26 protein-coding genes and 1 riboswitch are annotated in these 23,860 nt (G+C 66.3%); of the genes, 9 read left to right on the top strand and 17 right to left on the bottom strand.

The features are described from left to right. Positions 1-4 precede the first annotated feature (4 nt). From H9638_RS11620 to paaA, 6 genes are read right to left on the bottom strand one after another with little or no spacing between them, the layout of a single operon-like run. Positions 5-772, bottom strand: a complete 768-nt coding sequence (locus tag H9638_RS11620; protein WP_191747880.1) for an enoyl-CoA hydratase/isomerase family protein — start codon at positions 770-772, stop codon at positions 5-7. A gap of 47 nt (positions 773-819) precedes the next feature. Beyond that, entirely contained in the window at positions 820-1,983 is a 1,164-nt protein-coding gene (gene paaE, locus H9638_RS11625; RefSeq protein WP_191747483.1) for a 1,2-phenylacetyl-CoA epoxidase subunit PaaE, read from the bottom strand. Positions 1,984-1,985: 2 nt separating this feature from the next. After that, positions 1,986-2,549 carry a 1,2-phenylacetyl-CoA epoxidase subunit PaaD gene (paaD, locus tag H9638_RS11630; protein WP_225217345.1) on the bottom strand — a complete coding sequence of 188 codons (564 nt, stop codon included), beginning with the start codon at positions 2,547-2,549 and terminating at the stop codon, positions 1,986-1,988. A 5-nt stretch (positions 2,550-2,554) separates the two neighbouring features. Beyond that, a complete protein-coding gene (paaC, locus tag H9638_RS11635) occupies positions 2,555-3,373 on the bottom strand; it encodes a 1,2-phenylacetyl-CoA epoxidase subunit PaaC (protein WP_191747485.1) in 819 nt (272 codons plus the stop codon). Then, on the bottom strand, positions 3,370-3,732 hold the full coding sequence (gene paaB, locus H9638_RS11640) for a 1,2-phenylacetyl-CoA epoxidase subunit PaaB (protein ID WP_191747488.1): 363 nt from the start codon (positions 3,730-3,732) through the stop codon (positions 3,370-3,372). The genes paaC and paaB overlap by 4 nt, the downstream gene beginning before the upstream one ends. 2 nt (positions 3,733-3,734) lie before the next feature. Continuing rightward, the gene (gene paaA / locus H9638_RS11645; protein ID WP_191747490.1) at positions 3,735-4,730 is read right to left on the bottom strand and encodes a 1,2-phenylacetyl-CoA epoxidase subunit PaaA; all 996 of its coding nucleotides are present in this window, start codon (positions 4,728-4,730) and stop codon (positions 3,735-3,737) included. 202 nt (positions 4,731-4,932) lie between these two features. Here paaA and H9638_RS11650 point away from each other — a divergent pair, with 202 nt between their 5' ends. Then, positions 4,933-5,520, top strand: a complete 588-nt coding sequence (locus H9638_RS11650) for a hypothetical protein (protein WP_191747493.1) — start codon at positions 4,933-4,935, stop codon at positions 5,518-5,520. A gap of 68 nt (positions 5,521-5,588) precedes the next feature. Then, complete coding sequence (locus H9638_RS11655; RefSeq protein ID WP_191747495.1) at positions 5,589-7,772, top strand: S9 family peptidase; 2,184 nt, start codon at positions 5,589-5,591, stop codon at positions 7,770-7,772. Positions 7,773-7,909: 137 nt separating this feature from the next. Here the strand turns inward: H9638_RS11655 and H9638_RS11660 are convergent, their stop codons facing one another. Next, positions 7,910-8,677, bottom strand: coding sequence for a DedA family protein (locus tag H9638_RS11660; protein WP_318241860.1), 768 nt, complete (start codon positions 8,675-8,677; stop codon positions 7,910-7,912). 157 nt (positions 8,678-8,834) lie between these two features. Between H9638_RS11660 and H9638_RS11665 the strand changes: the two genes are divergently transcribed. The 3 genes from H9638_RS11665 to H9638_RS11675 all read left to right on the top strand — a co-directional run bounded on the left by H9638_RS11665 (position 8,835) and on the right by H9638_RS11675 (position 11,476). Then, positions 8,835-9,311 (top strand): hotdog fold thioesterase, encoded by a 477-nt coding sequence (locus H9638_RS11665; protein WP_191747497.1) that lies wholly within the window; start codon positions 8,835-8,837, stop codon positions 9,309-9,311. 125 nt (positions 9,312-9,436) lie between these two features. Further along, the gene (gene paaK, locus H9638_RS11670; protein ID WP_191747499.1) at positions 9,437-10,780 is read left to right on the top strand and encodes a phenylacetate--CoA ligase PaaK; all 1,344 of its coding nucleotides are present in this window, start codon (positions 9,437-9,439) and stop codon (positions 10,778-10,780) included. Positions 10,781-10,840: 60 nt separating this feature from the next. Next, a complete protein-coding gene (locus H9638_RS11675) occupies positions 10,841-11,476 on the top strand; it encodes a TetR/AcrR family transcriptional regulator (RefSeq protein WP_191747501.1) in 636 nt (211 codons plus the stop codon). Between the two features lie 102 nt (positions 11,477-11,578). Here H9638_RS11675 and paaZ read toward each other — a convergent pair whose 3' ends face one another. After that, positions 11,579-13,672 carry a phenylacetic acid degradation bifunctional protein PaaZ gene (paaZ, locus tag H9638_RS11680; protein WP_191747503.1) on the bottom strand — a complete coding sequence of 698 codons (2,094 nt, stop codon included), beginning with the start codon at positions 13,670-13,672 and terminating at the stop codon, positions 11,579-11,581. A 267-nt stretch (positions 13,673-13,939) separates the two neighbouring features. Between paaZ and H9638_RS11685 the strand changes: the two genes are divergently transcribed. Beyond that, positions 13,940-14,956 (top strand): SGNH/GDSL hydrolase family protein, encoded by a 1,017-nt coding sequence (locus H9638_RS11685; protein ID WP_191747505.1) that lies wholly within the window; start codon positions 13,940-13,942, stop codon positions 14,954-14,956. Positions 14,957-15,037: 81 nt separating this feature from the next. Here H9638_RS11685 and H9638_RS11690 read toward each other — a convergent pair whose 3' ends face one another. Beyond that, complete coding sequence (locus H9638_RS11690) at positions 15,038-16,084, bottom strand: NAD(P)-dependent alcohol dehydrogenase (protein ID WP_191747506.1); 1,047 nt, start codon at positions 16,082-16,084, stop codon at positions 15,038-15,040. Positions 16,085-16,215: 131 nt separating this feature from the next. Beyond that, a riboswitch (SAM riboswitch) is annotated at positions 16,216-16,355 on the top strand. Between the two features lie 18 nt (positions 16,356-16,373). On the opposite strand from H9638_RS11690, the gene H9638_RS11695 reads away from it, so the two are divergent. Then, positions 16,374-16,772, top strand: a complete 399-nt coding sequence (locus H9638_RS11695) for a hypothetical protein (RefSeq protein ID WP_191747508.1) — start codon at positions 16,374-16,376, stop codon at positions 16,770-16,772. 18 nt (positions 16,773-16,790) lie between these two features. On the opposite strand, the gene H9638_RS11700 is transcribed toward H9638_RS11695, so the two are convergent. The 5 genes from H9638_RS11700 to H9638_RS11720 form a co-directional block, all read right to left on the bottom strand. Next, complete coding sequence (locus tag H9638_RS11700; RefSeq protein ID WP_191747510.1) at positions 16,791-17,537, bottom strand: tyrosine-protein phosphatase; 747 nt, start codon at positions 17,535-17,537, stop codon at positions 16,791-16,793. Positions 17,538-17,633: 96 nt separating this feature from the next. After that, on the bottom strand, positions 17,634-18,482 hold the full coding sequence (locus H9638_RS11705) for a 3-hydroxyacyl-CoA dehydrogenase family protein (RefSeq protein WP_191747512.1): 849 nt from the start codon (positions 18,480-18,482) through the stop codon (positions 17,634-17,636). Beyond that, on the bottom strand, positions 18,479-19,234 hold the full coding sequence (locus H9638_RS11710) for an enoyl-CoA hydratase/isomerase family protein (RefSeq protein WP_191747514.1): 756 nt from the start codon (positions 19,232-19,234) through the stop codon (positions 18,479-18,481). Before H9638_RS11710 ends, H9638_RS11705 begins: the two co-directional genes overlap by 4 nt. Further along, positions 19,235-20,446 carry a thiolase family protein gene (locus H9638_RS11715; RefSeq protein WP_191747516.1) on the bottom strand — a complete coding sequence of 404 codons (1,212 nt, stop codon included), beginning with the start codon at positions 20,444-20,446 and terminating at the stop codon, positions 19,235-19,237. A 169-nt stretch (positions 20,447-20,615) separates the two neighbouring features. Continuing rightward, entirely contained in the window at positions 20,616-20,858 is a 243-nt protein-coding gene (locus H9638_RS11720) for a hypothetical protein (RefSeq protein WP_191747518.1), read from the bottom strand. A gap of 115 nt (positions 20,859-20,973) precedes the next feature. Between H9638_RS11720 and H9638_RS11725 the strand changes: the two genes are divergently transcribed. Next, on the top strand, positions 20,974-21,414 hold the full coding sequence (locus H9638_RS11725; RefSeq protein ID WP_191747520.1) for a VOC family protein: 441 nt from the start codon (positions 20,974-20,976) through the stop codon (positions 21,412-21,414). Here H9638_RS11725 and H9638_RS11730 read toward each other — a convergent pair. Together H9638_RS11730 and H9638_RS11735 are read right to left on the bottom strand one after the other, a co-directional pair. Next, entirely contained in the window at positions 21,407-21,718 is a 312-nt protein-coding gene (locus H9638_RS11730) for an AzlD domain-containing protein (protein WP_191747522.1), read from the bottom strand. The two genes, H9638_RS11725 and H9638_RS11730, sit on opposite strands and share 8 nt — an antisense overlap. Next, a complete protein-coding gene (locus H9638_RS11735) occupies positions 21,718-22,392 on the bottom strand; it encodes an AzlC family ABC transporter permease (RefSeq protein WP_191747524.1) in 675 nt (224 codons plus the stop codon). Before H9638_RS11735 ends, H9638_RS11730 begins: the two co-directional genes overlap by 1 nt. Before the next feature lie 58 nt (positions 22,393-22,450). Between H9638_RS11735 and H9638_RS11740 the strand changes: the two genes are divergently transcribed. After that, a complete protein-coding gene (locus H9638_RS11740; RefSeq protein ID WP_191747526.1) occupies positions 22,451-23,005 on the top strand; it encodes a helix-turn-helix domain-containing protein in 555 nt (184 codons plus the stop codon). 42 nt (positions 23,006-23,047) lie between these two features. Here H9638_RS11740 and H9638_RS11745 read toward each other — a convergent pair whose 3' ends face one another. Beyond that, positions 23,048-23,812, bottom strand: coding sequence for a CPBP family intramembrane glutamic endopeptidase (locus H9638_RS11745; RefSeq protein WP_191747528.1), 765 nt, complete (start codon positions 23,810-23,812; stop codon positions 23,048-23,050). Between the last annotated feature and the right edge of the window lie 48 nt (positions 23,813-23,860).

Below are 23,860 nucleotides of genomic sequence, written 5' to 3' on the forward strand. Positions count from 1 at the left end.
CTAGTTAACCCTTGAAGTGCGGCTTCCGTTTATCCACAAAAGCTGCAAACCCTTCCGCGTAGTCCTCGGTGCCGCAGAGCACGCCCTGGGCCTTGTTTTCGTCCTCCACGGATTCCCACAGGCCCAGGCGCTGGTCGCGGATCTGGGCGACCAGTTCCTTCGAAGCACGGAACGCACCGGTGGCGCCGGTTGCGACGCGGGCAACCGTGGCGCGCGTGGCCTCCAGCAGGTCATCGGCCGGGAACACGCGGCTGAATAGTCCGGCAGCCACAGCCTCGGAACCACTCATCAGGTCCGCGGTGTAAATCAGGTCAAGCGTGCGGTGCGCGCCGAGGCGCTCGGTGAACAGCCAGTGCCCGCCCGAGTCCAGGGTCGCGCCGAGGTTGGCGAACGGCGAGCCGATCTTGGCACTGTCTGCCACGTAGACCACGTCGGTGGCCACCAGCAGGCCAAGCCCGACGCCGAGGCAGGCACCCTGGGCGGCGGCGAACGTGGGTGCCGGAAAGGCCGCCATTTTCTTCAGCAGCGGGGTGACCAGGTCCCCCAGGTAGCCATAGGCGTCGTCGTTGGCCGGGTCGACGGCGGAGATGTCCCGTCCGGCGCAGAACGCCCGGCCCTCACCACGCAGCAGCAGCGCCCGCACCCCGGCGGCCGCGGCGTCGTCATAAGCCCTGGACAGGTCCGCCAGCCCCTGTTCGTCCAGGGAGTTGAGCTTCTTCGGCGCGTTCAGCACCACTTCGGCTATGCCGTCACGGATGCTCAGCTCGACCATGGAGCCGGTGGATGCGGGGGTCTGCTCACTCATGGGGATCTGGGCTCCTAGGCGTCGTAGTCGACGGTCACTTCGGGACTGGTGGGACGGCTCTGGCAGGTGAGGATGTAGCCCTTCTCAATCTCGTCCGGTTCCAGCGCGTAGTTCTCTTCCATCTCCACCGTGCCGGTGACCACCTTGGCGCGGCAGGTGCCGCAGACACCGCCGGCGCAGGCGAAGGGTACGTCCGGGCGGACCCGCAGTGCGGCGTTGAGGATGGACTCGCGGGCGTGGGTGGGGCTGGCGACCTTGCCCTGCAGCCCGTCAAGCCGGAAGCTGATTTCGAAGTTGTCCGCGGAGGGGTCCACCTTGACCGGACGGCCAATCTGGCCTTCCGGCCGGCCTGGCTGGCCGGTGGTGAAGAGTTCGAAGCGCACTTTTTCGGCTTCCACGCCGCGTTCGGCGAGGGCGTCGCGGCACATCTGTACGAGTTCAAAGGGACCGCACAGGAACCACTCATCCACGTCCCGGGTCGGCAGGACCGATTCGATCAGGGTGGTCAGCTTCTCCGAATCGATCCGGCCGGAGAGCAGCGGGGAGATGCGCTGTTCGCGGGAGAGCACGTGGTGCAGCGCGAAGCGGGCGGGGTACTTGTCCTTCAGATCGGCGAGTTCCTCCAGGAACATCACGTCCATGGCGGCCTTGTTGGCGTACACCAGGTCGAAGCGAACGTTCTCCGACGCCGCCAGCACTGTGCGGGCGATCGAGATTACCGGCGTGATGCCGGAGCCCGCCGCGACGGCGACGAAGACGTTCTCCTCGGTGACGTCGATGTCCTCCGGATGGTTCATGGCGTTCATCGGATGCTTGGAAATGAACCCGCCGGTGGGGCTCATGACGTCCAGGACGTCACCGGCTTTCAGCGATTCGTTGGCCCAGGTGGAGAACCGTCCGCCCAGGCCCCGCTTGATGGCGACGCGGATCTCCCCCGGTGTCGGCTCGGCGCAGATCGAATAGCTGCGGCGTACCTCCTGCCCGTCCAGCGTGGTGCGCAGGGCAACGTATTGTCCCGGCAGGTAGTCGAAGGACCCTGCCAGGTCCGTGGGCACCGCGAACGTAACTTCGATGGCGTCTTCCGTGAGCCGGCGGACTGCACTGACCGTCAGCGGGTGGAAAGCCGTACGACGGGATGCCGGGGCCGCACCGGCGGCCTCGGTGGTGGAGGTTGTCATAGTTAGAGCACCTTGAAGTAGTCGAAGGGTTCCTGGCAGTCGCCGCAGACGTAGAGCGCCTTGCAGGAGGTGGAGCCAAAGCGGGTCATTTCACGGGTATTGAGTGAGGAGCACTGCGGGCATTTGACGCTCAGTCCCAGCCGGATGGGACCCGCGGCGGCCCGCCCGGTGGGCGGCGCGATGCCGTACGCATTGAGCTTGGTCTTACCGGCTTCGCTCATCCAGTCGGTGGTCCAGGCCGGCGCGAGCACCAGGTCCACCCGGACTCCGGCATAACCTGCCGCCACCAGCGCGGCGGTGACGTCCTCACGGATCGCGTCCATGGCCGGGCAGCCGGAATAGGTGGGGGTAATGGCCACCCGGACCTGGTTTCCGTCCATGAGTTCCACGGCCCGCAGCACCCCCAGGTCCTCAATGGTGAGGACGGGGATTTCCGGGTCGCAGACTGTGGCAGCCACATCCCAGGCGGCAGCGGCGGCGGGGTGAACCGGGCGGAGCGCCGTGCTGGAATCCGGGTCCGTCCTGGAATCCGGGAGGTTGTCTCTGGCCATGTCTGTCTGGTTCATGGCTGTTACCAGGACGCGCCGGGATGTTCGCGGGCCAGGACCTGCATTTCAGCCAGGAGCGGGCCAAGGTACTCACTGTGCAGCCCCTGGCGTCCGCCGCCGGGAGCGGGCTGGACTTCGGGGACTTGGAGTTCAGCCTCGGCCAGTACGGCGCCGACCTTTTCGTCGAAGGCTGCCCGCAGTGTGGAGGGCAGGACGGCGGTTCCCTCGAGGGAGCGGACCAGCTCGTCATCCTCGAACAGTTCGCCGACGTACGGCCAGATCAGTTCCAGGGCGCGGATCATGCGGGTGCGTGATTCCTCGGTGCCCTGACCCAGGCGCAGCACCCACTGGGCGCTGTGGTCCCGGTGGTAGTCAACTTCCTTGACGGCCTTGGCTGCGATGGCAGCCAGAGTCTCGTCCTTGGAGGTGAGCATGGCGGTGTAGAGCTCGAATTGGTAGAACGACACCACCAGCTGGCGCGCGATGGTCCGGGCAAAATCACCGTTTTCCTGCTCCACGATGTGGGCGGAGCGGTAGTCCCCCTCACCGCGCCAGTACGCCAGGTCATCTTCTGATTTGCCCCAGGCGGTGCCGGCATAGGTCAGGAAGGAACGGGCGTGGCCAAGCAGGTCCAGTGCGATGTTGGAAAGGGCAATGTCCTCTTCCAGCTCAGGAGCACGGGAGATCCACCAGCCCAGGCGCTGGGCCAGGATGAGTGAGTCGTCCCCCAGGCGCAGGGCGTATTCAGCGGTGTCGGCGGGTGCCTTGGCATCCGAGGCGGCAATGTCCTCCGGGCGGAGGGCATTGCCCGGGGTAATGCGGGTGGCGCTGTCCGAGCTCACAGGTGCTTCACCCCTTCAGACTTGCGGTAGTACGTGGCGTGCCGGTAGTCCTTGCCCTGCGGGGACTCGAAGAACTGCCCCTTGGCATCCGGATCGCTGGAGATGATGGCTTCCGCGGGGACGACCCAAAGCGAAACGCCTTCGTTGCGCCGGGTGTAGAGGTCACGCGCGTTGCGGAGGGCCATATCCGCGTCCGGTGCATGCAGTGACCCGGCATGCACGTGGGAAAGCCCGCGGGAGGAACGGACAAAAACTTCCCAGAGCGGCCAGGCCGCGCTGACGCCTGATCCGGGCTGGGCAGAGGAATCGGTACCTACCGGCTTAGCGCCGTCGTCACCCGTTGTGGAACCGGAAACCATGCTTATGCCACCTCAGTCTTTCGTGCCTGTTTTGCGGCGTAGGCCGCCGCTGCTTCGCGCACCCAGGCGCCGTTCTCATGTGCTTCCCGGCGCCGTGCCAGACGCTGGGCATTGCACGGGCCGCGGCCGGCGAGGACTTCCTTGAACTCATTCCAGTCGAGGGGCCCGTATTCCCACTTACCGGTTTCTTCGTTGAACCGGATCTGGTCATCGGGGAGGGTCAGGCCCAGGACCTTGACCTGCTCGAAGATCATCCCGACGAACCGCTGCCGCAGTTCATCATTGGAGAAACGCTTGATGTTCCACTTCATGGACTGCTGGGAATTCGGTGAATTGTCATCCGGCGGGCCGAACATCATCAGGGATGGGGCGTACCAGCGGTTGATCGCGTCCTGCGCCATCTGCCTCTGGGCTTCAGTGCCGTTGGCCAGTTCCAGCAGGATCTCGAATCCCTGCCGCTGGTGGAAGGACTCTTCCTTGCAGACCCGCACCATGGCCCGGCCGTAGGGGCCATATGAGGCACGGCACAGCGGCACCTGGTTGCAGATGGCAGCGCCGTCAACCAGCCAGCCGATGGCCCCCATGTCCGCCCAGCTGCGGGTCGGGTAGTTGAAGATGCTGGAGTAGCGGGCCTTGCCGGCAATCAGATCCTCGGTCATCTTCTCGCGCGGGGTGCCCAGGGTCTCGGCTGCGGAGTAGAGGTAGAGGCCGTGTCCGGCTTCATCCTGGACCTTGGCCATCAGGATGGCCTTGCGCTTGAGCGAGGGCGCACGGGTGATCCAGTTGGCTTCCGGCTGCATTCCGACAATCTCTGAATGCGCGTGCTGGGAGATCTGGCGGACCAGGGTCTTCCGGTAGCCCTCCGGCATCCAGTCCCGCGGCTCAATCCGGGAATCCTCGGCGATGATCGCGTCGAAAGCGGCCTGCCCGGCCTGGTCCTCGGCACTGAAGGCCGGGACGGCGTGCAGGTCCCGCTGCGCGTCGGTCTGCGTAGCCATAAAAGTCACCTCACTGTTTTCCACATGGCCGCGGTCCGGACCACGGAAGTATCCCGGCCAATAATTACCGACCGTTCGTTCAGGATATGGGTGTGAGCGGCGGCACGTCAAGGCGGCACCGGTTCGGTGCCGCCGGCCGGCTGCGAAGCTGCCTCGGGCCAGTCATATCCTTGGATATGCACACCCAGCAGCTACCTTGGGAATGGCACAGATCAGCGGCGGAGGAAGCACCATGGTGAACAGCGGGCAGACGGAGCGCACCAGGCTTCGCGCGCGGATCAAGGACCGGGTCTCCCCGGCCCTGGCGGCGCAGCTGCTGGTTCCCGCACTGCTGGGACTGCTGGGATTCTGCGCCGTTGCCGCAGCCGTCGCCTCCACGGGCGGAGTCCTGGGTATCACCGTGACCGGACTCGCCGTCGTCGTTACCCTGCTGCTGGCCGCGGGAGCTGCACCCTTTTACGTTCCCTTCCTGCTGGCCGGGACCTGGTACAAGCCACTGGGCGTTCTGGCCACTGTGGCGGCCTTCCATCTGCTGCTTTTCGCGACGATCGGAAGATCGGTCCTGATGACGGTGTCCGCTGTCCCAGTGGCACTGGCCGGGGGCGGGCTGCTCCTGCTCACATCACTGTGGTCCCAGTTCCACCACGGCCCGGCCGCCGAGCCGGTCATCGGCCCCGCCATGCCGGAGGATGCCCGCCCGTTCACGCACACGCTGGTGCTGGTAACGGTCAACTGGGTGTTTTTTGCCGCCGCAGGTATGTTCAGCGCCTGGTTCCTGCTCGGCCGCTGAGCCTTCGCCCGCGGCATAACCGCCCCGGACCGCCTTCCGCCGCGGGCCAGGCTGGATATATTCGGAGGATGACTACTACGCAGCCTCCCGTCGCCAAGAAGGTACCCACCGAGCGCATCCACCACGGCCAGACGTTCGTTGACGATTACGAGTGGCTGCGCGAGAAGGAAAACCCCGAGGTGATCGCGCACCTTGAGGCCGAGAACGCCTACACCGAGTCCGTGACGGCAAACCAGGAGGAACTGCGGCAAAGGATCTTCGACGAGATCAAGGCCCGGACGGTGGAAACCGATCTCTCGGTCCCGGCCCGGAAACGCGGCTGGTGGTATTACACCCGGACCGAAGAGGGCCAGCAGTACGGCATCCACTGCCGCACCGCGGCGCAGGACACCGGAGACCTGCATGCCGACTGGACCCCGCCCGTCGTCGAACCCGGGGTTCCGGTGCCCGGCGAACAGATCCTGATCGACGGCAACGCCGAAGCCGAGGGCAAACCCTTCTTCTCCCTCGGCGGCCTCGCCGTCACGGAGGACGGCAACCTGCTGGCGTACTCAGAAGACAATGCCGGGGACGAGCGCTTCACGCTGCGCATCAAGGACCTCCGCACCGGGGAACTGCTGCCGGACGTGGTCAGCAACGTTTTCTACTCCCTGGCCTTCTCCCCCGACGGCACCTGCGTCTTCTACACCGTGGTCGATGATTCCTGGCGCCCGTACCAGATCAAGTCCCACACCCTGGGCACCCCGGTGGAGGACGACGCCGTTATCTACCAGGAAGACGACGTCGCCATGTGGACCGGCTTCGATCTCTCCGCCGACCGGACGCAGCTGCTGATCGGCATCAGCACCTCCGAGTACAGCGAATACCGGGTGCTGGACTTCGACGATCCCACCGGAACCGTCCGCACCCTTATTCCGCGCAGCGAACGCATCCTCTACGAAGCCGAGCCGTTCACCCGCGGCGGGGTGCGCCAGTACCTCATCACGCACAACCGGGATGCGCTGAACTCCATGGTCTCCCTGGTCGCGGAAACCGAATTCACCAAACCGTTGACCGAACAGGACTGGCACACCGTCGTGGCGCACGACGACGCCGTCCGGGTCAACGGGGCATCGGTCACCCGCACGCACGTCCTCGTTTCGGTCCGCAAGGACACCACCGAGCGGGTGCAGGTCCTGCCGCTGGAGGGCCTCGGCACCCCTGCCCAGCCCAGCCCCACCGAACCCGCCTTTGACGAAGAGCTGTACACGGCGGGCCTGACCAACGCCGAGTACGATTCCCCGATCATCCGGCTGAGCTACACGTCCTACCTGACTCCGCCGCGGGTCTATGACTACATCCTGGCCAGCGGCGAATTGGAACTTCGCAAGGAAACCCCGGTCCGCGGCGGCTATAACCCCGCCGACTACGTTGCGGAACGGGATTGGGCGACGGCGCCGGATGGCACCCGGGTGCCGCTTTCGGTGCTGCGCCGCACTGAGGTACAGCGGGACGGCTCCAACCCGGCACTGGTTTACGCTTACGGCAGCTACGAAATTTCCATGGATCCGGCGTTCAATATCGCCCGGCTGTCGCTGCTGGACCGCGGAGTCATCTTCGTCGTCGCGCACATCCGCGGCGGCGGAGAAATGGGCCGCGCCTGGTATGACCAGGGCAAGAAACTGCACAAGAAGAACAGCTTCACCGACTTCGTTGCCGCCACCGATCATGTGGCCGCCTCCGGCTGGGTGGACCCGGCCCGGATCGCTGCGATGGGAGGCTCCGCCGGCGGACTGCTGATGGGCGCCGTAGCGAACCTGGCCCCGGAGAAATATAAGGCGGTTGTGGCGCAGGTGCCGTTCGTGGACGCCCTGACCTCGATCCTGGATCCGGATCTGCCGCTCTCAGCCCTGGAGTGGGAGGAATGGGGCAACCCCATCACTGATCCCGAGGTCTACCGCTACATGAGCGAGTACACCCCGTATGAGAACATCCGCGCCGTGGACTACCCCCGGATCGCGGCGGTCACCAGCTTCAATGACACCCGGGTGCTGTACGTGGAGCCGGCCAAGTGGGTCGCCAAACTCCGCGAAGTCACCACCGGCTCCGAACCGATTGTGCTGAAGATCGAGATGGAAGGCGGCCACGGCGGAGCGTCCGGACGGTACGAGGCGTGGAAGGACCGCGCCTGGGACTATGCCTTTGTCCTGGATGCCCTGGACGCCCGGGACCTGCTGCCGGCCGCCGGTTCACCGGTGCAAACGAGCAGGTAATACAGCCAGCGGCGGGAGCCGGGTGCGTTGCATCCGACTCCCGCCGCTGTGTTTAAGCCGTGTTCGGGGTAGTGAGAAAGCCCTACCGGTAAAACGATCCTCCGGCGCTCCTTTCCCGCGCACCCGCGCGGGCCGCCTTAGTCAGCGTTGCCGGCCTCCGGAGCCTGTGGGCGGGGCCGGGGATGCGGGGCCGGCTGGTCTGGCGGCGAACGGCGACCTGACCGGTTGTGGCCTGGACGGCGGCCTGGCCGGATAAGCCCGGCCACCACAAAGACCAGAGTCAGCGCGATGACACCAAGGAAGATCAGGTCCAGGTTGTCCCGGACAAAAGGCACCCGGTCTCCCAGCAGGAAACCCAGCAGGGTGACGCTCAGGGCCCAGACGGCGGCGCCGATGGCGTTGTAGGCGATGAACGTCGCGTAATGCATCCGCCCGACTCCAGCCACCACGGGCGTGAAGGTGCGGATGACCGGAATGAACCGTGCCAGCACTACCGCTTTGCCGCCGTGACGGGCGAAAAACGTTTCCGCACGGGTGACGTTCTCCTGCCGGAACAGCCGGGAATCCGGCCGGTTGAAGACCACCGGCCCGGCCTTCCGTCCGATGAAATAGCCAAGCTGGTCACCGGCGAAGGCGCAGAGGGCAATGAACAGGATCAGCAGCCAGATGTTTATCTGGATCGCCCCGGTGGCCACCAGGAGGCCGGCCGTAAAGAGCAGGGAGTCGCCCGGGAGGAAAAACCCGATCAGCAGGCCGGTTTCCACAAAGACGATTCCGCAGACCAGCAGGACCACCCAGGGTCCGATTGCAGGGTCGGCGAGAAACACCTGCGGATCCAGCCATTCCGGCAGCAGGGAGGACATAACAGGCTGCAGCGCTCCCGGCACTGCCAAGGGAAAGGTCACTTTCACAGGGTATGCCATGCCCCGTACAGCCGCCTGGGAGCACCGCTGACCGCGGAATTCTCCCGGTCACACACCCTGCGCACCCTCAACAAATTTGACAGTGACAGCGCTCACAGGATTACCTAATGAACATTCGGTAAAGAAAAGTGAGGGCCCCATGGCTGACTACGGTGTCACCACCCCGGACCGCGAACTGCGTCCGGCCCACCCCATCCTCGAAAATGATGCCACCTCCGACTGGCTGGGCATCGACGTCGTCCGCCTTGGTAATGGCGAGGCTGTCATCACCATGGAGCTGCGGCCGGAGATGCTCAACGGTTTCTCCATTGCGCACGGCGGCATGGTCTTCGCCTTTGCAGACACTGCCTTCGCTCTGGCCTGCAACCCCTCCACCGCAGATTCCCTTGCCGGGATGGAGACCATAACGGTGGCATCCGGCGCTGACATCAACTTCATTTCCTCAGCCCGGGCCGGGGAAAAGCTTCGGGCAGAAGCAGCCCGGCGTGCAGGCGCGGGCCGCAGCGGCGTCTACGACATCGAGGTCACCGCCGAAGCGCCGGATGGGAGCAGCCGGGTCATCGCGGAATTCCGCGGACGATCCCGCACCATCCCGAATCCCGCCCGCCAGTCCTAGCCCGCACCAACTGCTCCCCGCCCGGCGGAGCTGCACCGCCGGGCAGATATGCCAAAACACTTCCCCTTCCGCCGCACGCCCTGCAGAATCAGCCCCACCACCCCCTCCCCGAAGGTTTCCAGCGCATGAATACCGTCTCCACCATCAAGGCCACCGCAGCCGACCCCGCCACCCTCGATCCCGAGGAGCTGATGAGCCGGGCGGAAATCGAAGCCCTCCAGCTGACCCGCCTGCAGGAAACGGTGCGGTACGCCTATGAGCGGGTACCGCTGTACACGAAGAAGTTCGACGACGCCGGTGTCCACCCGGACGATCTCAAGGAGCTGGCGGACCTCGCCAAGTTCCCGTTCACCACCAAGGAAGACCTGCGGCAGAGCTATCCGTTCGGGATGTTTGCCGTCCCCATGGAGCAGGTGGCCCGGATTCATGCGTCCTCCGGCACCACCGGCCGGCCAACGGTTGTTGGCTACACCAAGGGCGACCTTGACCGCTGGGGAACCCTGGTGGCCCGGTCGCTGCGCGCCTCCGGCGTGAAGTCGAACTACAAGGTGCACAATGCGTACGGCTACGGCTTGTTCACCGGTGGTCTGGGCGCGCATTTCGGTGCCGAGAAGCTGGGCTGCACGGTGATTCCGATGTCCGGCGGCCAGACCGAGCGGCAGATCCAGATGATCCAGGACTTCGAGCCGGATACCATCCTCTGCACTCCGACCTACCTGCTGACGATTGCCGATGCCATGAAGAAGGCCGGCATCGATCCGCGTTCCACGTCGCTGAAGAACGCCGTGCTGGGCGCCGAGCCCTGGACCGAGGAAATGCGCCACGAACTCGAAGTCCTGCTGGACCTCGATGCGTGCGACATCTACGGCCTGTCCGAGGTGATGGGCCCGGGTGTGGCCGGCGAATGCGTCGAGACCAAGGACGGTGCGCACATCTGGGAGGATCATTTCCGCCCCGAGATCATCGACCCGTTTGATGACACCCGCGTCCTGGAAGACGGTGAACACGGCGAGCTGGTCTTCACCTCGCTCACCAAGGAAGCCCTGCCGATCATCCGCTACCGCACCCACGACCTCACCCGGCTGCTGCCGGGCACGGCCCGTCCGGGCATGCGGCGGATGGGCCGGATCACCGGACGCAACGATGACATGATCATCCTGCGCGGCGTGAACCTGTTCCCCAGCCAGATCGAGGAAATCGCCCTGCGCATTCCCGCCCTGAGCCCGCACTTCCAGCTGGAAATCACCCGGCCGGACCGCATGGACGAGCTCACGGTCAAGATCGAGCGCCGCACGGAATCCAGCTCGGAGGACTGCCTCCGAGCCGCAGCCGAACTCAAATCCCAGATTAAGATCCACGTGGGCTCCTCCTGCACCATCAACGTGGTGGAGCCGGGTTCCCTGGCCCGTTCCAGCGGCAAACTGCGCCGGATCTACGATCTCCGCAAGAAGACGGAAGCCCAGGCCTAACTCCGCTTTCGGTTGGCCGGCCTGGTCCGGCCAACCGAACGTTCATGGGAAAATATCCAGATGGCTAAGACTCCGACCTCCCCTGCTTCCCCGCCCGCTGCCGCCAACGGCACCCGCCGGGGCCGGCCGGGTTATGACCAGCAGACCGTGCTGAACATCGCCGTCGACGTCTTTAACCGCCACGGCTACGAGGCAACCTCCATGGGCATCCTCGCGGAGAACCTGGGCATCACGAAGTCCGCCATCTACCACCATGTGCCTTCGAAGGGCGACCTGCTGCGCTTGGCCCTGGACAATGCGCTGGGCGGATTGGAAGGTGTCCTGGATGATCCGCGGGCTTCCACCGGACCTGCCGATGCGCGGCTGGAATTCGTCCTGCGCGGAACCATCCGGGTCCTGACGGACCGCCTGCCGTTCGTGACACTCCTGCTGCGCCTGCGCGGCAACACCGACATTGAGCGGGATGCCCTGGCCCGGCGCCGCGAATTCGATCACCGGGTAGCCCAGCTGGTCGACGCAGCGCGGTCCGAGGGTTCCCTGCGCGGCGATATTGACCCGCGCACCACCACCCGGCTGCTGTTCGGCACCATTAACTCGATCGTGGAATGGTACAAGCCCGGCGGGCCGATCGGCGCGGACAAACTCGCCGACGACGTTATTTCCATGGTGTTCGACGGCCTCCATAAAAAGGCCTGACCAAACCCCTCCGCCGCTGGACGTTCCCGCCTCAGGGACTACTTTGTGACGCAGTAAAGCCCGCCTGACTTCCCAGGCGGGCTTTACTGTATCTCCGGAAAGCTAGGCGCGTTCCTTCTCCACGAGGGTCAGGACGTCGTAGGTCGCCACGATCTCGTTGTTCTGGTTATGCAGGACGGCGTCCCACGCCACCTCGCCGTACTCATCCGTTTCCCGCGGGGTGATGCGCTTGGCGGTCAGCGTGACCCGGATCGAATCACCCGCGGCCACCGGAGTGATGAACCGCAGATTCTCCAGGCCGTAGTTCGCCAGCACAGGTCCCGGCGCCGGTTCGACGAACAGCCCGGCACCCCAGGACAGCAGCAGGTAACCGTGGGCCACGATGCCGGGGAAGAACGGGTTCGCCTCGGCAGCTTCCTGGTTGGTGTGGGCGTAGAAGGTGTCACCGGTGCTGTTCGCGAAAGCCGTAATGTCCTCGAGCGTGACCTCACGCAGTTCCGAGGCCATGGCGTCGCCGACCTTCAGCGTGGCCAGGTCCTTGCGGAACGGATGGGTTTCATCGAAGTTCCGGTCTGCTCCGGTGTGCCAGACGCCGGTGATGGCCGTCAGCATGTTGGGCGAGCCCTGGATGGCGGTGCGCTGCATGTGGTGCTTAACTGCGCGGATGCCGCCCAGTTCCTCGCCGCCGCCGGCGCGTCCCGGGCCGCCGTGGACCAGGTGCGGCACGGGTGAGCCGTGGCCGGTCGATGACCGCGCATCCTCACGGTTGAGCACGTGCACGCGGCCGTGGTGGCCGGCGATGCCGGTCACCAGTTCGCGGACGGTCTGCGGATCGTTGCTGCAGACCGTGGCGACGAGCGAGCCGCCGCCAAGCGCTGCCAGCCTGACGGCGTCGTCAGTGTCCTCGTAGCCGATCACCGAGGCGACGGGCCCGAAGGCTTCAACCGAGTGCAGCGCCTGCGCCTCGGAATTTTCCCAGGTCAGCAGGACCGGAGCCATAAACGCACCGTCCTCGGCCACGCCGCGGGATCCGTCGGCCTGCACAGTTTCCGGAGCGTCAAGGCTGCCGTAAGCGATGGCGGCACCGGCGTCGAGCAGTGCCTGCACTGATTCCCGGACGCCGTCGCGCTGCTCGGTGGAAGCCAGGGCGCCCATGGTGACGCCCTCAGCGCGCGGGTCGCCCAGGACAACGCGTTCTTCGATCCGTTTGGCGGCGGCAGCAACGACGTCGTCCACCAGGGCGTTTGGCACGATCGCGCGGCGGATGCTGGTGCACTTCTGGCCGGCCTTAACCGTCATTTCGGTGACGAGGGACTTCACGAAGGCGTCGAACTCCGGGGTGCCCGGAACGGCGTCGGGTCCCAGGATCGAGGCGTTCAGGGAGTCGGTTTCACTGGTGAAGCGCACCCCGCCTTCGATGACGTTGGGATGGTTCTTCAGTTTGTTGGCGGTCGACGCCGATCCGGTGAAGGAGACCATGTCCCGGTAGTCCAGGTGGTCCAGCAGGTCCCGGGCGGAACCGGAGATCAGCTGCAGGGACCCGGCGGGCAGGATGCCGGATTCGATCATCATGCGCACGGCGGCTTCGGTGAGGTACCCGGTGGGGGTGGCGGGCTTGACGATCGTCGGCACACCGGCCAGGAAAGCGGGGGCGAACTTCTCCAGCATGCCCCAGACGGGGAAGTTGAACGCGTTGATCTGCACGGCGACGCCGGGAATGGACGTGTAGATGTGTTCGCCGATGAAGGAGCCGTCCTTGGAGAGGACTTCCGCAGTGCCGTCGATGACCACGGTGGCGTTCGGCAGTTCGCGGCGGCCCTTGGACCCGAAGGTAAAGAGCACGCCGATGCCGCCGTCGATGTCCACGAGGGAGTCGATTTTGGTGGCGCCGGTGCGGGCGCTGATTTCGTAGAGTTCCGGGCGGCGGCCGTTGAGGTACTGCGCCAGTTCCTTGAGCTTCAGTGCGCGCTGGTGGAAGGTGAGTCCGGCCAGGCCGCGGTGGCCCACGGTCCGTCCATGCTCGACCGCGGCGGCCAGGTCCAGTCCGTCGGTGCTGACCAGGGCCAGGAGTTCGCCGGTGCTGGCATCGCGGACTTCGGCCGGGTTCGCGGCGGCGAGGCTGCCGCGCTCCGGGGTCCACCATTCGTCCTGGACGAAGCTGGGGACGACTTGCACGTCTATGGCGGTTGAGGTCATCTTTGACGGACCCTTTCGATTCTGGACGTTCGTTGTCCGGTCCGGGGTGAACCAGCGGGGCATCCCGGCGGGGCGCACCCATGGATAACTGACCGGACGGTCGGTAATAAATCCAGCCTACATGAGAGTGCGCTGGAGCACACCACCACGGGGCGCCCCGGAATCGGGTTTGCCCTGCCGGGCGGCGTTTTGGCGGTTGCGCGTTCCGCATCGGGTGTCCGGGCGTTAGCTTGAGTGCTCCCCGTCCCCTGATGAAGGAGTCCCGTGATGCGCCGGAACCGGATGAGCGGCTGGAGCCGGGCAGCACTGCTGCTGGCCGTGGGAAGCGGATTGGTTGCCGGCGGGATTGCCGCCCCGGCGTCCGCCGCGGGGCCTGGAGCTGTCCAGGGTAAAGGGCCCAACGCCGGTCACCACGCCTGGCACAGCAGCGGGCACGGCAAGGGCACACACCGGGGGTGGCATCAAGGCCGGAACCAGGGCCGGGATCACGGGCAGAATCACGGTCGGGACCGCAGTTTCGACTACGCCGCGCTAGGCGACTCCTATGCCGCAGGCTACGGCGGGGGTGCGCTGCTGGATGCGTGCGGCCGGACGGCGGAGGGATATCCGGCACTGCTGGACGGGCTCGACGGCGTCGCACTGGTGTCGAACCAGTCCTGTGCCGGTGCGACGGCGCTCAGCACTCCTCCGGGACCCCCCGAGGGCCCGGTGGACCTGCCGGAACAGATCGAGGCGCTGGCGGCCGGCGGGCTGATCGGCCGCGGCACCGATCTGGTCACGTTGACGATTGGCGGTAACGATGTCCGGTTCGGCGACGTGGTTGCGGCCTGCGCCGGTCCGGAGCTGCCGGCCACCTGCGCCCCGGCGCTTGAGGCCGCGCAGGCCTACGCCGAAACCACGCTCGCCGCCCAGCTGCAGGTATCGCTGGCCCGGCTGCGTTCGCTGGCACCCCGGGCCGAGCTTGTCCTGACCGGCTATCCGCACCTGTTCGAGGAAGGTGCACCCGGGCCGCTGAGCCCTCCAGCCCAGGCCCTCTTCAACGAAGGCACCGATAAGCTCAACGCGGTCCTGGCCGCGCAGCTGGGCCGGGGCTCGACCTTTGTGGACGTGGTGGACGAGTTCGCCGGACACGGCGTGGGGTCGGCCGATCCGTGGATCATCTTCGACGGCGGGCCGTTTGACCTCCACCCGAACGCCACCGGTTACCAGGACGGTTATCTGGCCGCGATCACGGCCGACGTCGATCTGCCCTCATGGCACGGCGGCTGCCGCGGCAGGAGTTAGCGCCAGCCGCACGAGGGCCCAAAGCACGACGGCGGTGCCCGCCATACGCGGGCACCGCCGTCGAACTGTGGTTGGGAAGTGTTACTTCATGTGCGGAACAACGACGGCGCGGCCGCTGAGCTCCCCCGCCTCCAGCTTCCGGTAAGCCTCCAGCGCGTTGTCCATGCTGTAGAGCTCAACTTCCGGCTTGATCTGCCCGGCGCGGTACATGGCCACCACTTCGTGCAGGTCCTCGATGGTGCCCCAGTAGGTGTTGGTCATGGTGGACTCGTACGGCGTGGTGAAGAAGCTCCACTCGTACGATCCGCCGGCAATGCCAACAACGGTAAACCGCGACTGCGGGGCCATCGAAGCGGCCGCGGTCTTGATGGTCGGACCCACCCCGACGAAGTCGAACGCGGCATCCACACCGCGGCCGCCGGTGATCTCCCGGATGCGTTCCACCTGGCCCTCACCGCCGGGAACCACGATGGCCCCGGCAGCTTCGGCCTTCTGCATGGCCTCTTCCTTCATATCGGTGGCGATCACGGTGGCGCCGGTGAGCGCCTTGAGGATCTGCACGGCCATCTGGCCCAGCCCGCCAAGGCCGATCACCAGGGCGTATTTGCCGCCCCCGGCCAGGTTCGGCAGCGAGTTCTTGATGGCGTGGTACGGCGTCAGTGCCGCGTCGGAAAGCGGCGCCGCGGCGACGGGATCGGCGTCACCCAGCGGGACCAGGTTCCGGACCGGGACCACCAGGTATTCGGCCATGCCGCCGTCGCGGCCCAGCCCCATGCCCAGGTAGGGCATCTCGGCGGCGTTCTCGCAGTAGGTGTCCTGCCCGCGGGAGCAGGCCTTGCAGTGCCCGCAGCCCACCGGGCCGTAGACCAGGTAGGCGCCGCCGATCTCCACGCCACTGACGCCTTCGCCGAGCTCTTCGACCCAGCCGGAGTTTTCATGGCCCAGGATGAAGGCGGGCGGAATCGAGCCCGGCGCGCCTTCGGCGAAGTCCTTGTAGAGTGCGACGTCGGAGTGGCAGGCACCGGCGCCTGCCACCTTCAGCAGGACCTCGCCCGGGCCCGGCTTCGGCTTTTCGACCTCTGTCAGGGACGGGAATGTCTGCCACTTCTCAAATACAACTGCACGCATAATGCCTTCTTCTTTGAATCGGTGCGGCGGAGTTTACCCGCCACCTCCACCATATATGCCTTTACATCTACATGGCCTGGCGGCTAACGGGGCTTCCGCCCCGGGGGCCGGTTGCGCTAGTGTTTGCAGTGCTTCACGAGATGTGGCCTCCCAGGCCCGGGACCCCGGGTAACGGAAAAGCTCCGACTGGCCTCACACCAACCCCATTGTTCGGCGGGTGGTTCGGATGACGAAGCGGTCCGCCTCCAGCCGGAGCGGGCAAGGACAACTCCTCCGAAGGACAAACACTGTGGCTTATTCCAGTGACTCCCCCATCCGCAGTATCGCTTCCGTGCGCCCGGAGCACGCGCCGGCCCCGTCCGGTCCCCTGGGCGGCTACGACGACTGGGTCGACGTGGAAGTCCATGCCGACCCCGGGCTGGACGTTGTAGCCCTGGTAATTGACGGCACCCAGCAGCTGATGTGGCACCAGGACACGGCCCGGGTGGCGCTGGCCCTGGCCTCCGCTGCCGGAAATCCACAGTGGTGCGCGCTGCACTCCATCCTGCTGGTCCCCGGCGGCTTCAACGGCCCCGCCGGCAGCTCTTTTTTCTGCTTGGCCGCCACGGAGCGCGCGCACCGGTGCCCGGAGAACACAGTCCCGGCTGAGGTCCCGCATTCCGTCCCGCAACCGGCTTCACGCCCGTAGCGGCTCCCCGGCAGCGCGTCAGCAGGCTTTATCCAGCAGCCGTGCCCGAAGCCGATCCAGCGTCTGCCTGTCCGCCCCAGCCCGGAGCAGGAAATTCCAGCTGTCCAGGCTCCCGGCCACGGCCAGAAGTTCCTGCTGTGCGGCAGCGCTGCGCCCGGCAAGTCCGTGGTCATCCAGCGGACGCTCCCGCGGCTGCTTCTGGAGCCGGTGCCACTCATTGATTCCGGCGAAGGCAGCCGCATAGTCCGCGGCGATCGCCTCCGGTGCCGCACCTGCGAGCTGCAGCAGGAGCAAGGTGACCAGCCCCGTGCGGTCCCGTCCGGCGGAGCAGTGAATCACGACGCCGCCGGCAGGGGCTTCGGCGATAGTCCGGGCTATCGCAGCGAATTTCTCCGGCCAGCGCGCAAGGTTGTCCAGGTAAAAGCGCGGTGAGTTCATATATGGTCCGGTGAGCACGGTGAACTCGGGATCAGCGGCTTCCTGGGTGGGCCGGTTCAGCACCGCTATGTGCTGGACGGCCGACGGCGGCACTGCCGGATCGGTGTCCCGCCGGCCGATTTCGCCCTCGTTCCGCAGGTCCACCACGGTGCGGACACCGGCGTCGTATGCCTGCTGCCAGCCACGGGCAGTGAGCCATTCGGACCGTCCCATCCGGTAAATCCGGCCCGGCTGAATGCTTCCGCCACCGGCCACGGGGATGCCTCCGAGGTCCCGGGCGTTCACTGCACCTTCCCAGTCCACTGCTCGGTTGCTGCCGCTGTCCATGGCTCCAGCGTAGGGGGTGGGCGGAACCGTGCCCACAGCTGGCGGTGCTGCGCCGGCAAGGCAGGATGGGCTGCCCCTCATGAGCTCAGCGCCGGGTCAGCTCCAGTCGAAAAAGCCCTTGCCGGACTTCCGGCCGAGCTCGCCGCGGGCCACCTTGTCCCGCAGGATCTGCGGCGGCTCGAAGCGCGGACCAAGGGTGGAGGCCAGGTACTCGGCGATGCCGAGCCGGACATCCAGGCCCACAATGTCGGTGGTCTTCAGCGGACCGGTCGGATGCTTGTAGCCCAGCACCATGGCGGCGTCGATGTCCTCCGCCGAGGCCACGCCTTCCTCGACCATCCGCATGGCTTCCAGGGCGATCGCCACGCCCAGCCGCGAGCTGGCGAAGCCGGGGGCATCGTTGACGACCACGGGTGTTTTGCCCAGGTCGGCAACCCATGTGCGGGCTTCAGCGGCCAGTTCCGCGGAGGTTCGTTTACCGAGCACCACCTCGATCAGGGTCGATGCCGGAACCGGGTTGAAGAAGTGCAGGCCGCAGAACCGGTCCGGGCGCTGCAGTTTCTCCGCCAGTTCGGAGACGGAGAGCGAGGAGGTGTTGGATGCCAGCCAGGCATCGTGGTCCAGCTGTTCCTCGACCGCCACCAGCGCCGTCGCCTTCAGGCTGAAGTCCTCCGGCACCGCTTCGACCACCAAACCGGATCCGGCGAAGTCGGCGTAGTCGGTGGACACGCTCAGCCGCGTGGTGAGGGCCTCCAGCGGTTCAGACGCAGTGCCGCGCTCGACACTCCTGGCCAGATTCCCGGCCACGCGTTCGTAGGCTGCCTGGGCGGCGGCGTCGTCACGTTCCACCACAACGACGGCGGCGCCGGCCGTGCAGAAGGCGTGGGCAATGCCTGCGCCCATGCGGCCACCGCCGAGGACACCGACCTTGGGAGGAACTGTCATTTGTTTTTCTTCCTTTCCAGGAAAGCCTGCATGCGGTCGAACTTCGCCTCGGATTCAAAGAGGATGCCCTGGGCGAGGGTGTCGATCACCGGGTGCGCCTCAGCGGGGGCATGGAACACGGATTTGGTGATGCGCACGGCCAGGGGGTCCTGTTTGGCAATGCGGTCGGCCAGGGCGTTCGCTGCGTCCAGCAGGTTCCCTGCGTCATGGACTTCTGTGACCAGGCGGGCTGCCAGAGCTTCCTCAGCGTTCAGGATCCGGCCCGCCAGGAGAATCTCCTTGGCCAGCGGCTCCCCAACGAGTTCCTTCAGCCGCCAGGTGGCACCAGCGGCGGCCATGATGCCCAGCGATGTTTCCGGATTGCCGATCTTCACCGACGGCGTGGCGAGGCGGAAGTCGGCGGCGAAGGCCAGCTCCGCTCCCCCGCCCAGCGCATAGCCGTCCAGCGCGGCGATGACCGGCATGGGCAGTTTGGCGATCCGGTGGAAGATCGAGGAGTTGATGCCGCGCAGGGCGTCTTCCCGGCGGCGTTCGCGCAGCTGGGCGATGTCCGCACCGGAGGCAAAAACGCCGTTGGTGCCGGAGAGGATCAGGATCTTCGGGTCGCTTTCCAGCGCTGCGCAGAGTTCGTGCAGCTCATCGACCATGGCCTGGTCAATGGCATTGCGGACCTCGGGCCGGTTGAGGACGGCGGAAATCCGGTCCCCGCCAACGGTGACCTGCAGCGTGGTGAAGTGCTCGAAGCCCGCCATTTAGAGCGCCTCAATCAGCATCGCGGTTCCCTGCCCAACGCCCACGCACATGGTCGCAATGCCGCGGGAAGCGCCTTCGCGTTCCATGCGGCCCAGCAAGGTGATGGCGATGCGTGAGCCGGAGGAGCCCAGCGGGTGGCCCAGGGCGATCGCGCCGCCGTCGTTGTTCACGATTCCCTCATCCAGGCCCAGGCGGCGGATGCAGGCCAGGGACTGGGTGGCGAAGGCTTCGTTGAGTTCGACGGCGCCGATCTGATCGAGGCGGACGCCGCTGCGCTGCAGCACCTTCTGCGTCGCCGGAACCGGGCCGATGCCCATGATTTCCGGCGGCACACCGGCGGAGGCGCCGTCGACAATCCGGGCGCGGGCGGTGAGCCCGTACTCCTTGATGGCGCGCTCGGAGGCAACGATGATCGCGGAGGCGCCGTCGTTCAGGGAGCTGGCGTTGCCGGCGGTGACAATTCCGCCGGGCTTGACCACCGGGCGCAGCTTGCCGAGGACCTCCAGGGTGGTGCCCTCGCGGGGGCCTTCGTCGGTGTCCACGACGGTGTCGCCCTTGCGGCCCGGAACCGTGACCGGGACGATTTCGTCCTTAAAGCGTCCCGCAGCGATGGCGGCCAGCGCCTTTTCGTGTGAGCGGACGGCGAACGCATCGGCGTCTTCCCGGGAGATGCTGTCCGTGGCGGCCAGTTCCTCCGCGGTTTCCGGCATTGAGTAGGTCATCTTGCCATCGCGGGAGAGATCCCCGGAGGCGAAGCGTTCGTTGGCGAAGCGCCAGCCGATCGAGGTGTCGAAGGTGTCGCCGGGTTTGGCGAAGGCCTTGGTGGGTTTTTCGGTGACCCACGGCGCGCGGCTCATGGACTCGGTGCCGCCGGCAATGACAATGTCCGCGGCGCCGGCCTTGATCATGTGCGAAGCCATGATGATGGCAGACAGCCCCGAAGCGCAGAGCCGGTTCACGGTGATGCCGGGGACGGTGTCCGGGAACCCTGCGAGCAGCGCGGCCATGCGGGCGACGTTGCGGTTCTCTTCGCCGGCACCGTTGGCGTTGCCGAGGATGACTTCGTCAACGACGGCGGGATCCAGGCCTTCGCGGGCCACCAGTTCCTGCAGCGTCAGGGCCGCGAGGTCGTCCGGGCGGACGCTGGAGAGCGCGCCCCCGTAGCGGCCCACCGGGGTCCGAACTCCGCCTACGAGAAAAGCCTCAGCCATGTCTGCTCCCAAAGAGTTGCCAGTCTGCCGCCGGGCTTCGCTGCCCGCGGCTGCCGGATTTACCGACCAAACGTTCTATAAACAATTGCAGACAGGGCCGGGACGGTCAAACAGTGACGGATCCTCCGGATAGTTTGGGTAACGTACCCGGGTCCGGTGCGAAGCCAGGTCAGTCCTGCCGGAGTTCCGCGGTCAGGTCAGCGACATCCGTCCGGCTGGGGGCAGTCCAGCCTGCCTGCCAGATTGCTGAGCAGGCTTCCCGGACAGCCCTTACCTGCCGCGCCGAGAGGCCCTCGAAAAGGTCCGGCCACCGCACCAGGGGATCCAGCCCGGCGGGAATGACCGCGGGAGCGATCCAGTTCGGCTGCCTGCCCATTAGGCGCAGCATTACGTCATCGTGGAACTCCAGCATGTTTTCCCCTCTATCCCGGTGCCGTCCGGTCCGGCACAACTGAATTATCTTCATGCGGACACAAATCGTCCTGAACGCCGCCCACCCGGACTTCAGCGTGCCCTAGGTTTAGGCCATGGCCTACGACATCCAGATCTGCATCGACTGCGAAAACGCCCACGCCCAGGCTGACTGGTGGGCCACAACCCTTGGCTGGCCAGTGGAGGAAACCAACCAGGGCTTCATAGATGACATGCTCGCAAAAGGCTATGCCTCCCCGGCTGACCTGATCGAGCACAACGGTGTCCGGATGTGGCGCGGTGGTTCCGCCATCCTGCAGCCGGTTCCGGACGCTTCGCCTGTGACACCCATGCGCATCCTGTTCCAGCCGGTTCCGGAACCGAAAACCGTCAAGGACCGGATCCACCTGGACATCCGGCTGGCCGGAGCTGACAGGGACGCTATCCGCGCGGACCTCGAGGCGCGGGGTGCGAAGTTCCTCTGGGAGGCCTATGAGGGTCCGCATGCCTGGTACACGATGGCAGATCCGGAGGGCAACGAATTCTGCATCAGCTGAGCAGCCGCAGTGCTCCCGCAGTGCCTCCCGCCGCCAGGAGAACTGCAATCAGCGGCAGCCGGAGCACCGCTGCCAGCGCGCCCGCGAGTACGCCGGCCATCCTGGGCCAATCAGCGAGCTGCTGGCCGTCGTACAGGGTTGACGTGGCGGCGACGGCGGCCAGCAGCACCGCGATGGCTGCATCAACCGTCCGGTCGGCAGACTCAGGGAAGTTATCCTGCTGCCCCATGGTCACCCCGGCCAGCCGCACCAGGTAGGTGGCGCCAGCCAGCACCACACAGGCAACCAGCAGTTCAGCGTCCATTATGACGCCCCCTGCACGGGGAGCATGAGGGCCAGGGCTGTCAGGGCCAGCATGGGCGCCACGCCACCGGGAACCAACGGCGCCGCCGCGGCGGCGATCACTGCCCCGCCGGTTACCGTCAGCGCTGTCCGCCGGTCCCGCAGCTTCCCGAGCAGCATGACCAGCAGGACGGTGGGAAAAACGGCATCCAGTCCCAGCATGGCTGGGTCGGTGACCACCTGCCCAAGAACCGTCCCCAGGCCGGTACCCAGCGGCCAGGCGCACAGGACCGCCCCGCCGAGCCCCCAGAAAGCCTTCCGCTGCGCTGCCGGACCAGCCGCCCGCGAGGCATAGGCCACCGTCTCATCATTTACCAGGTGGGCACCCGCCAGGCGCGTCCACCCCGGCTCGAGGAACCGGGAGGCAGCCAATCCGTACACTCCGTTGCGCAGGTTGACCAGCACTGCCCCCAATGCGGCGGCCAGGGGTGCGGCCTCCGCCAGCAGGCCGCCCACGAACAACAGCTCGGCCGAGGCAGCCAACACGGTGACCGCCAGTGCGAGCGTCAGCCATGCCGGAAAACCCGCCTGGACGGCGAGGGCACCGTAGGAGACACCAATAAGCATCACGGCGGCCGCGATCGAGACCACTTCCAGGACATTCTGCGCCGAAACCCCCATCTTGAATGAACTCATGTTCGATATATTGAACGCGTGAGGCCGGTTCGTCAACCCAGTTTCGTATAGTGAACGAATGACAGATCCCGAACTTCGACAGCGCATCAGTGAAGCAGTCCGCAGGGAGCGGCTTCACCATGGCTGGAGCGCAGCCGAGTTGGCCCGGCGGGCAGGTGTTTCGAAGGGAAACCTCTCCCAGCTGGAAGCGGGAGCGGGCAATCCGACCGTTGAGACTCTGTGGGCACTCAGCGATGCCCTGGGAATACCGTTCTCCACTCTGGTCGACCCCGGTCCGGACGGACCCGTGCTGGTCCGCGCCGGCAGCGTCCAGGACGTTCCGGCCGCCGGTGCGAACTACAGTGCGTCCCTGCTTTCCGCCTGCCCGCCCGGCGCCCGCCGGGATATCTATCTGGTGCGGGCAGAACCCGGGGAGGCCCACCGGTCCGCACCGCACCAGCCAGGCACCGTGGAGCACGTTGTCCTGGTCACCGGATCCGCCGACGTCGGCCCGGAGGAGGCTGCCGTTCGTCTGCACCCGGGCGATTATCTGGTCTACCGAGGCGACGCCCCGCACGTCTTCGATGCCCAAAGCCCGGGCACATCGGCGGTCATTGTGTCGGAGCTGCGCTGAGGCACGGCGTTGGGTGACGTACCCAACGGGCCGGTCAGGACACTACTGCTGCAGCAGCTCCACCGGCACGGCGTAGGTGATCACCACGGCAAGCAGGTTCTTGGCGGCATGCACGGCGTAGGAGAGCATGAAGTTGTTCCCGGCCCAGACGTATACGCCCACCAGGACCGCACCCATGGCCAGGTACGGGGTCAGGACTGCCAGGGAGAATTCGGTTTCCTGGACAACGTGGATTCCGGAAAACAGCAGGAGCGAGAGCAGGCAGCACACCCAGAGATTCCACCGCCGGGACAGCTTGCCGATCAGCAGGTGCCGGAAGATGTACTCCTCCACAAACGGTGCCAGCACCACGAACAACGGAACGATCACCCAGGGGGACATGGAGACCAGTAAACCCTGGGCCGCCTCCTGGTTCACCGCCGTCTGCGGCGGGCCGGTGAACAGCACCAGGACCATGGTGGCGACCAGCATCGCGATCACTGCGAGCGGTATAACGCCGAGGGTGAGCCAGGGCCGGGTGGCAAGGATGCGGGTTTCCCGCACTACGTAGGCACGGGCTGCCGTGAACGCCAGGATGCCCGCGATGAGGTAGAAGGTGAAGTTCACCGCGTAGGACGCCGTCAACGGATCCGGCACAAACGCGGTCACCGCGAGCGCCGCCGGCGTCAGGCTCAGCAGCAGCAGCGCCCCGGCGTAGAACGCCAGCGCCACACCGTCCGCCCGGGTGAACCGGTAGTTCAGCGGAGGCTCCTGCAGGACCGCACGGCGCCGGTCTGCGGGACGGGCCGGGAATTCGGGGGTTGCCATCAAACCACAGTATCGGTCCCGCATCCGGCAGGCATCACCCGCCCGCCG

This window comes from Arthrobacter pullicola, from assembly GCF_014836875.1.
Classification (GTDB): Bacteria; Actinomycetota; Actinomycetes; order Actinomycetales; family Micrococcaceae; genus Arthrobacter_B; species Arthrobacter_B pullicola.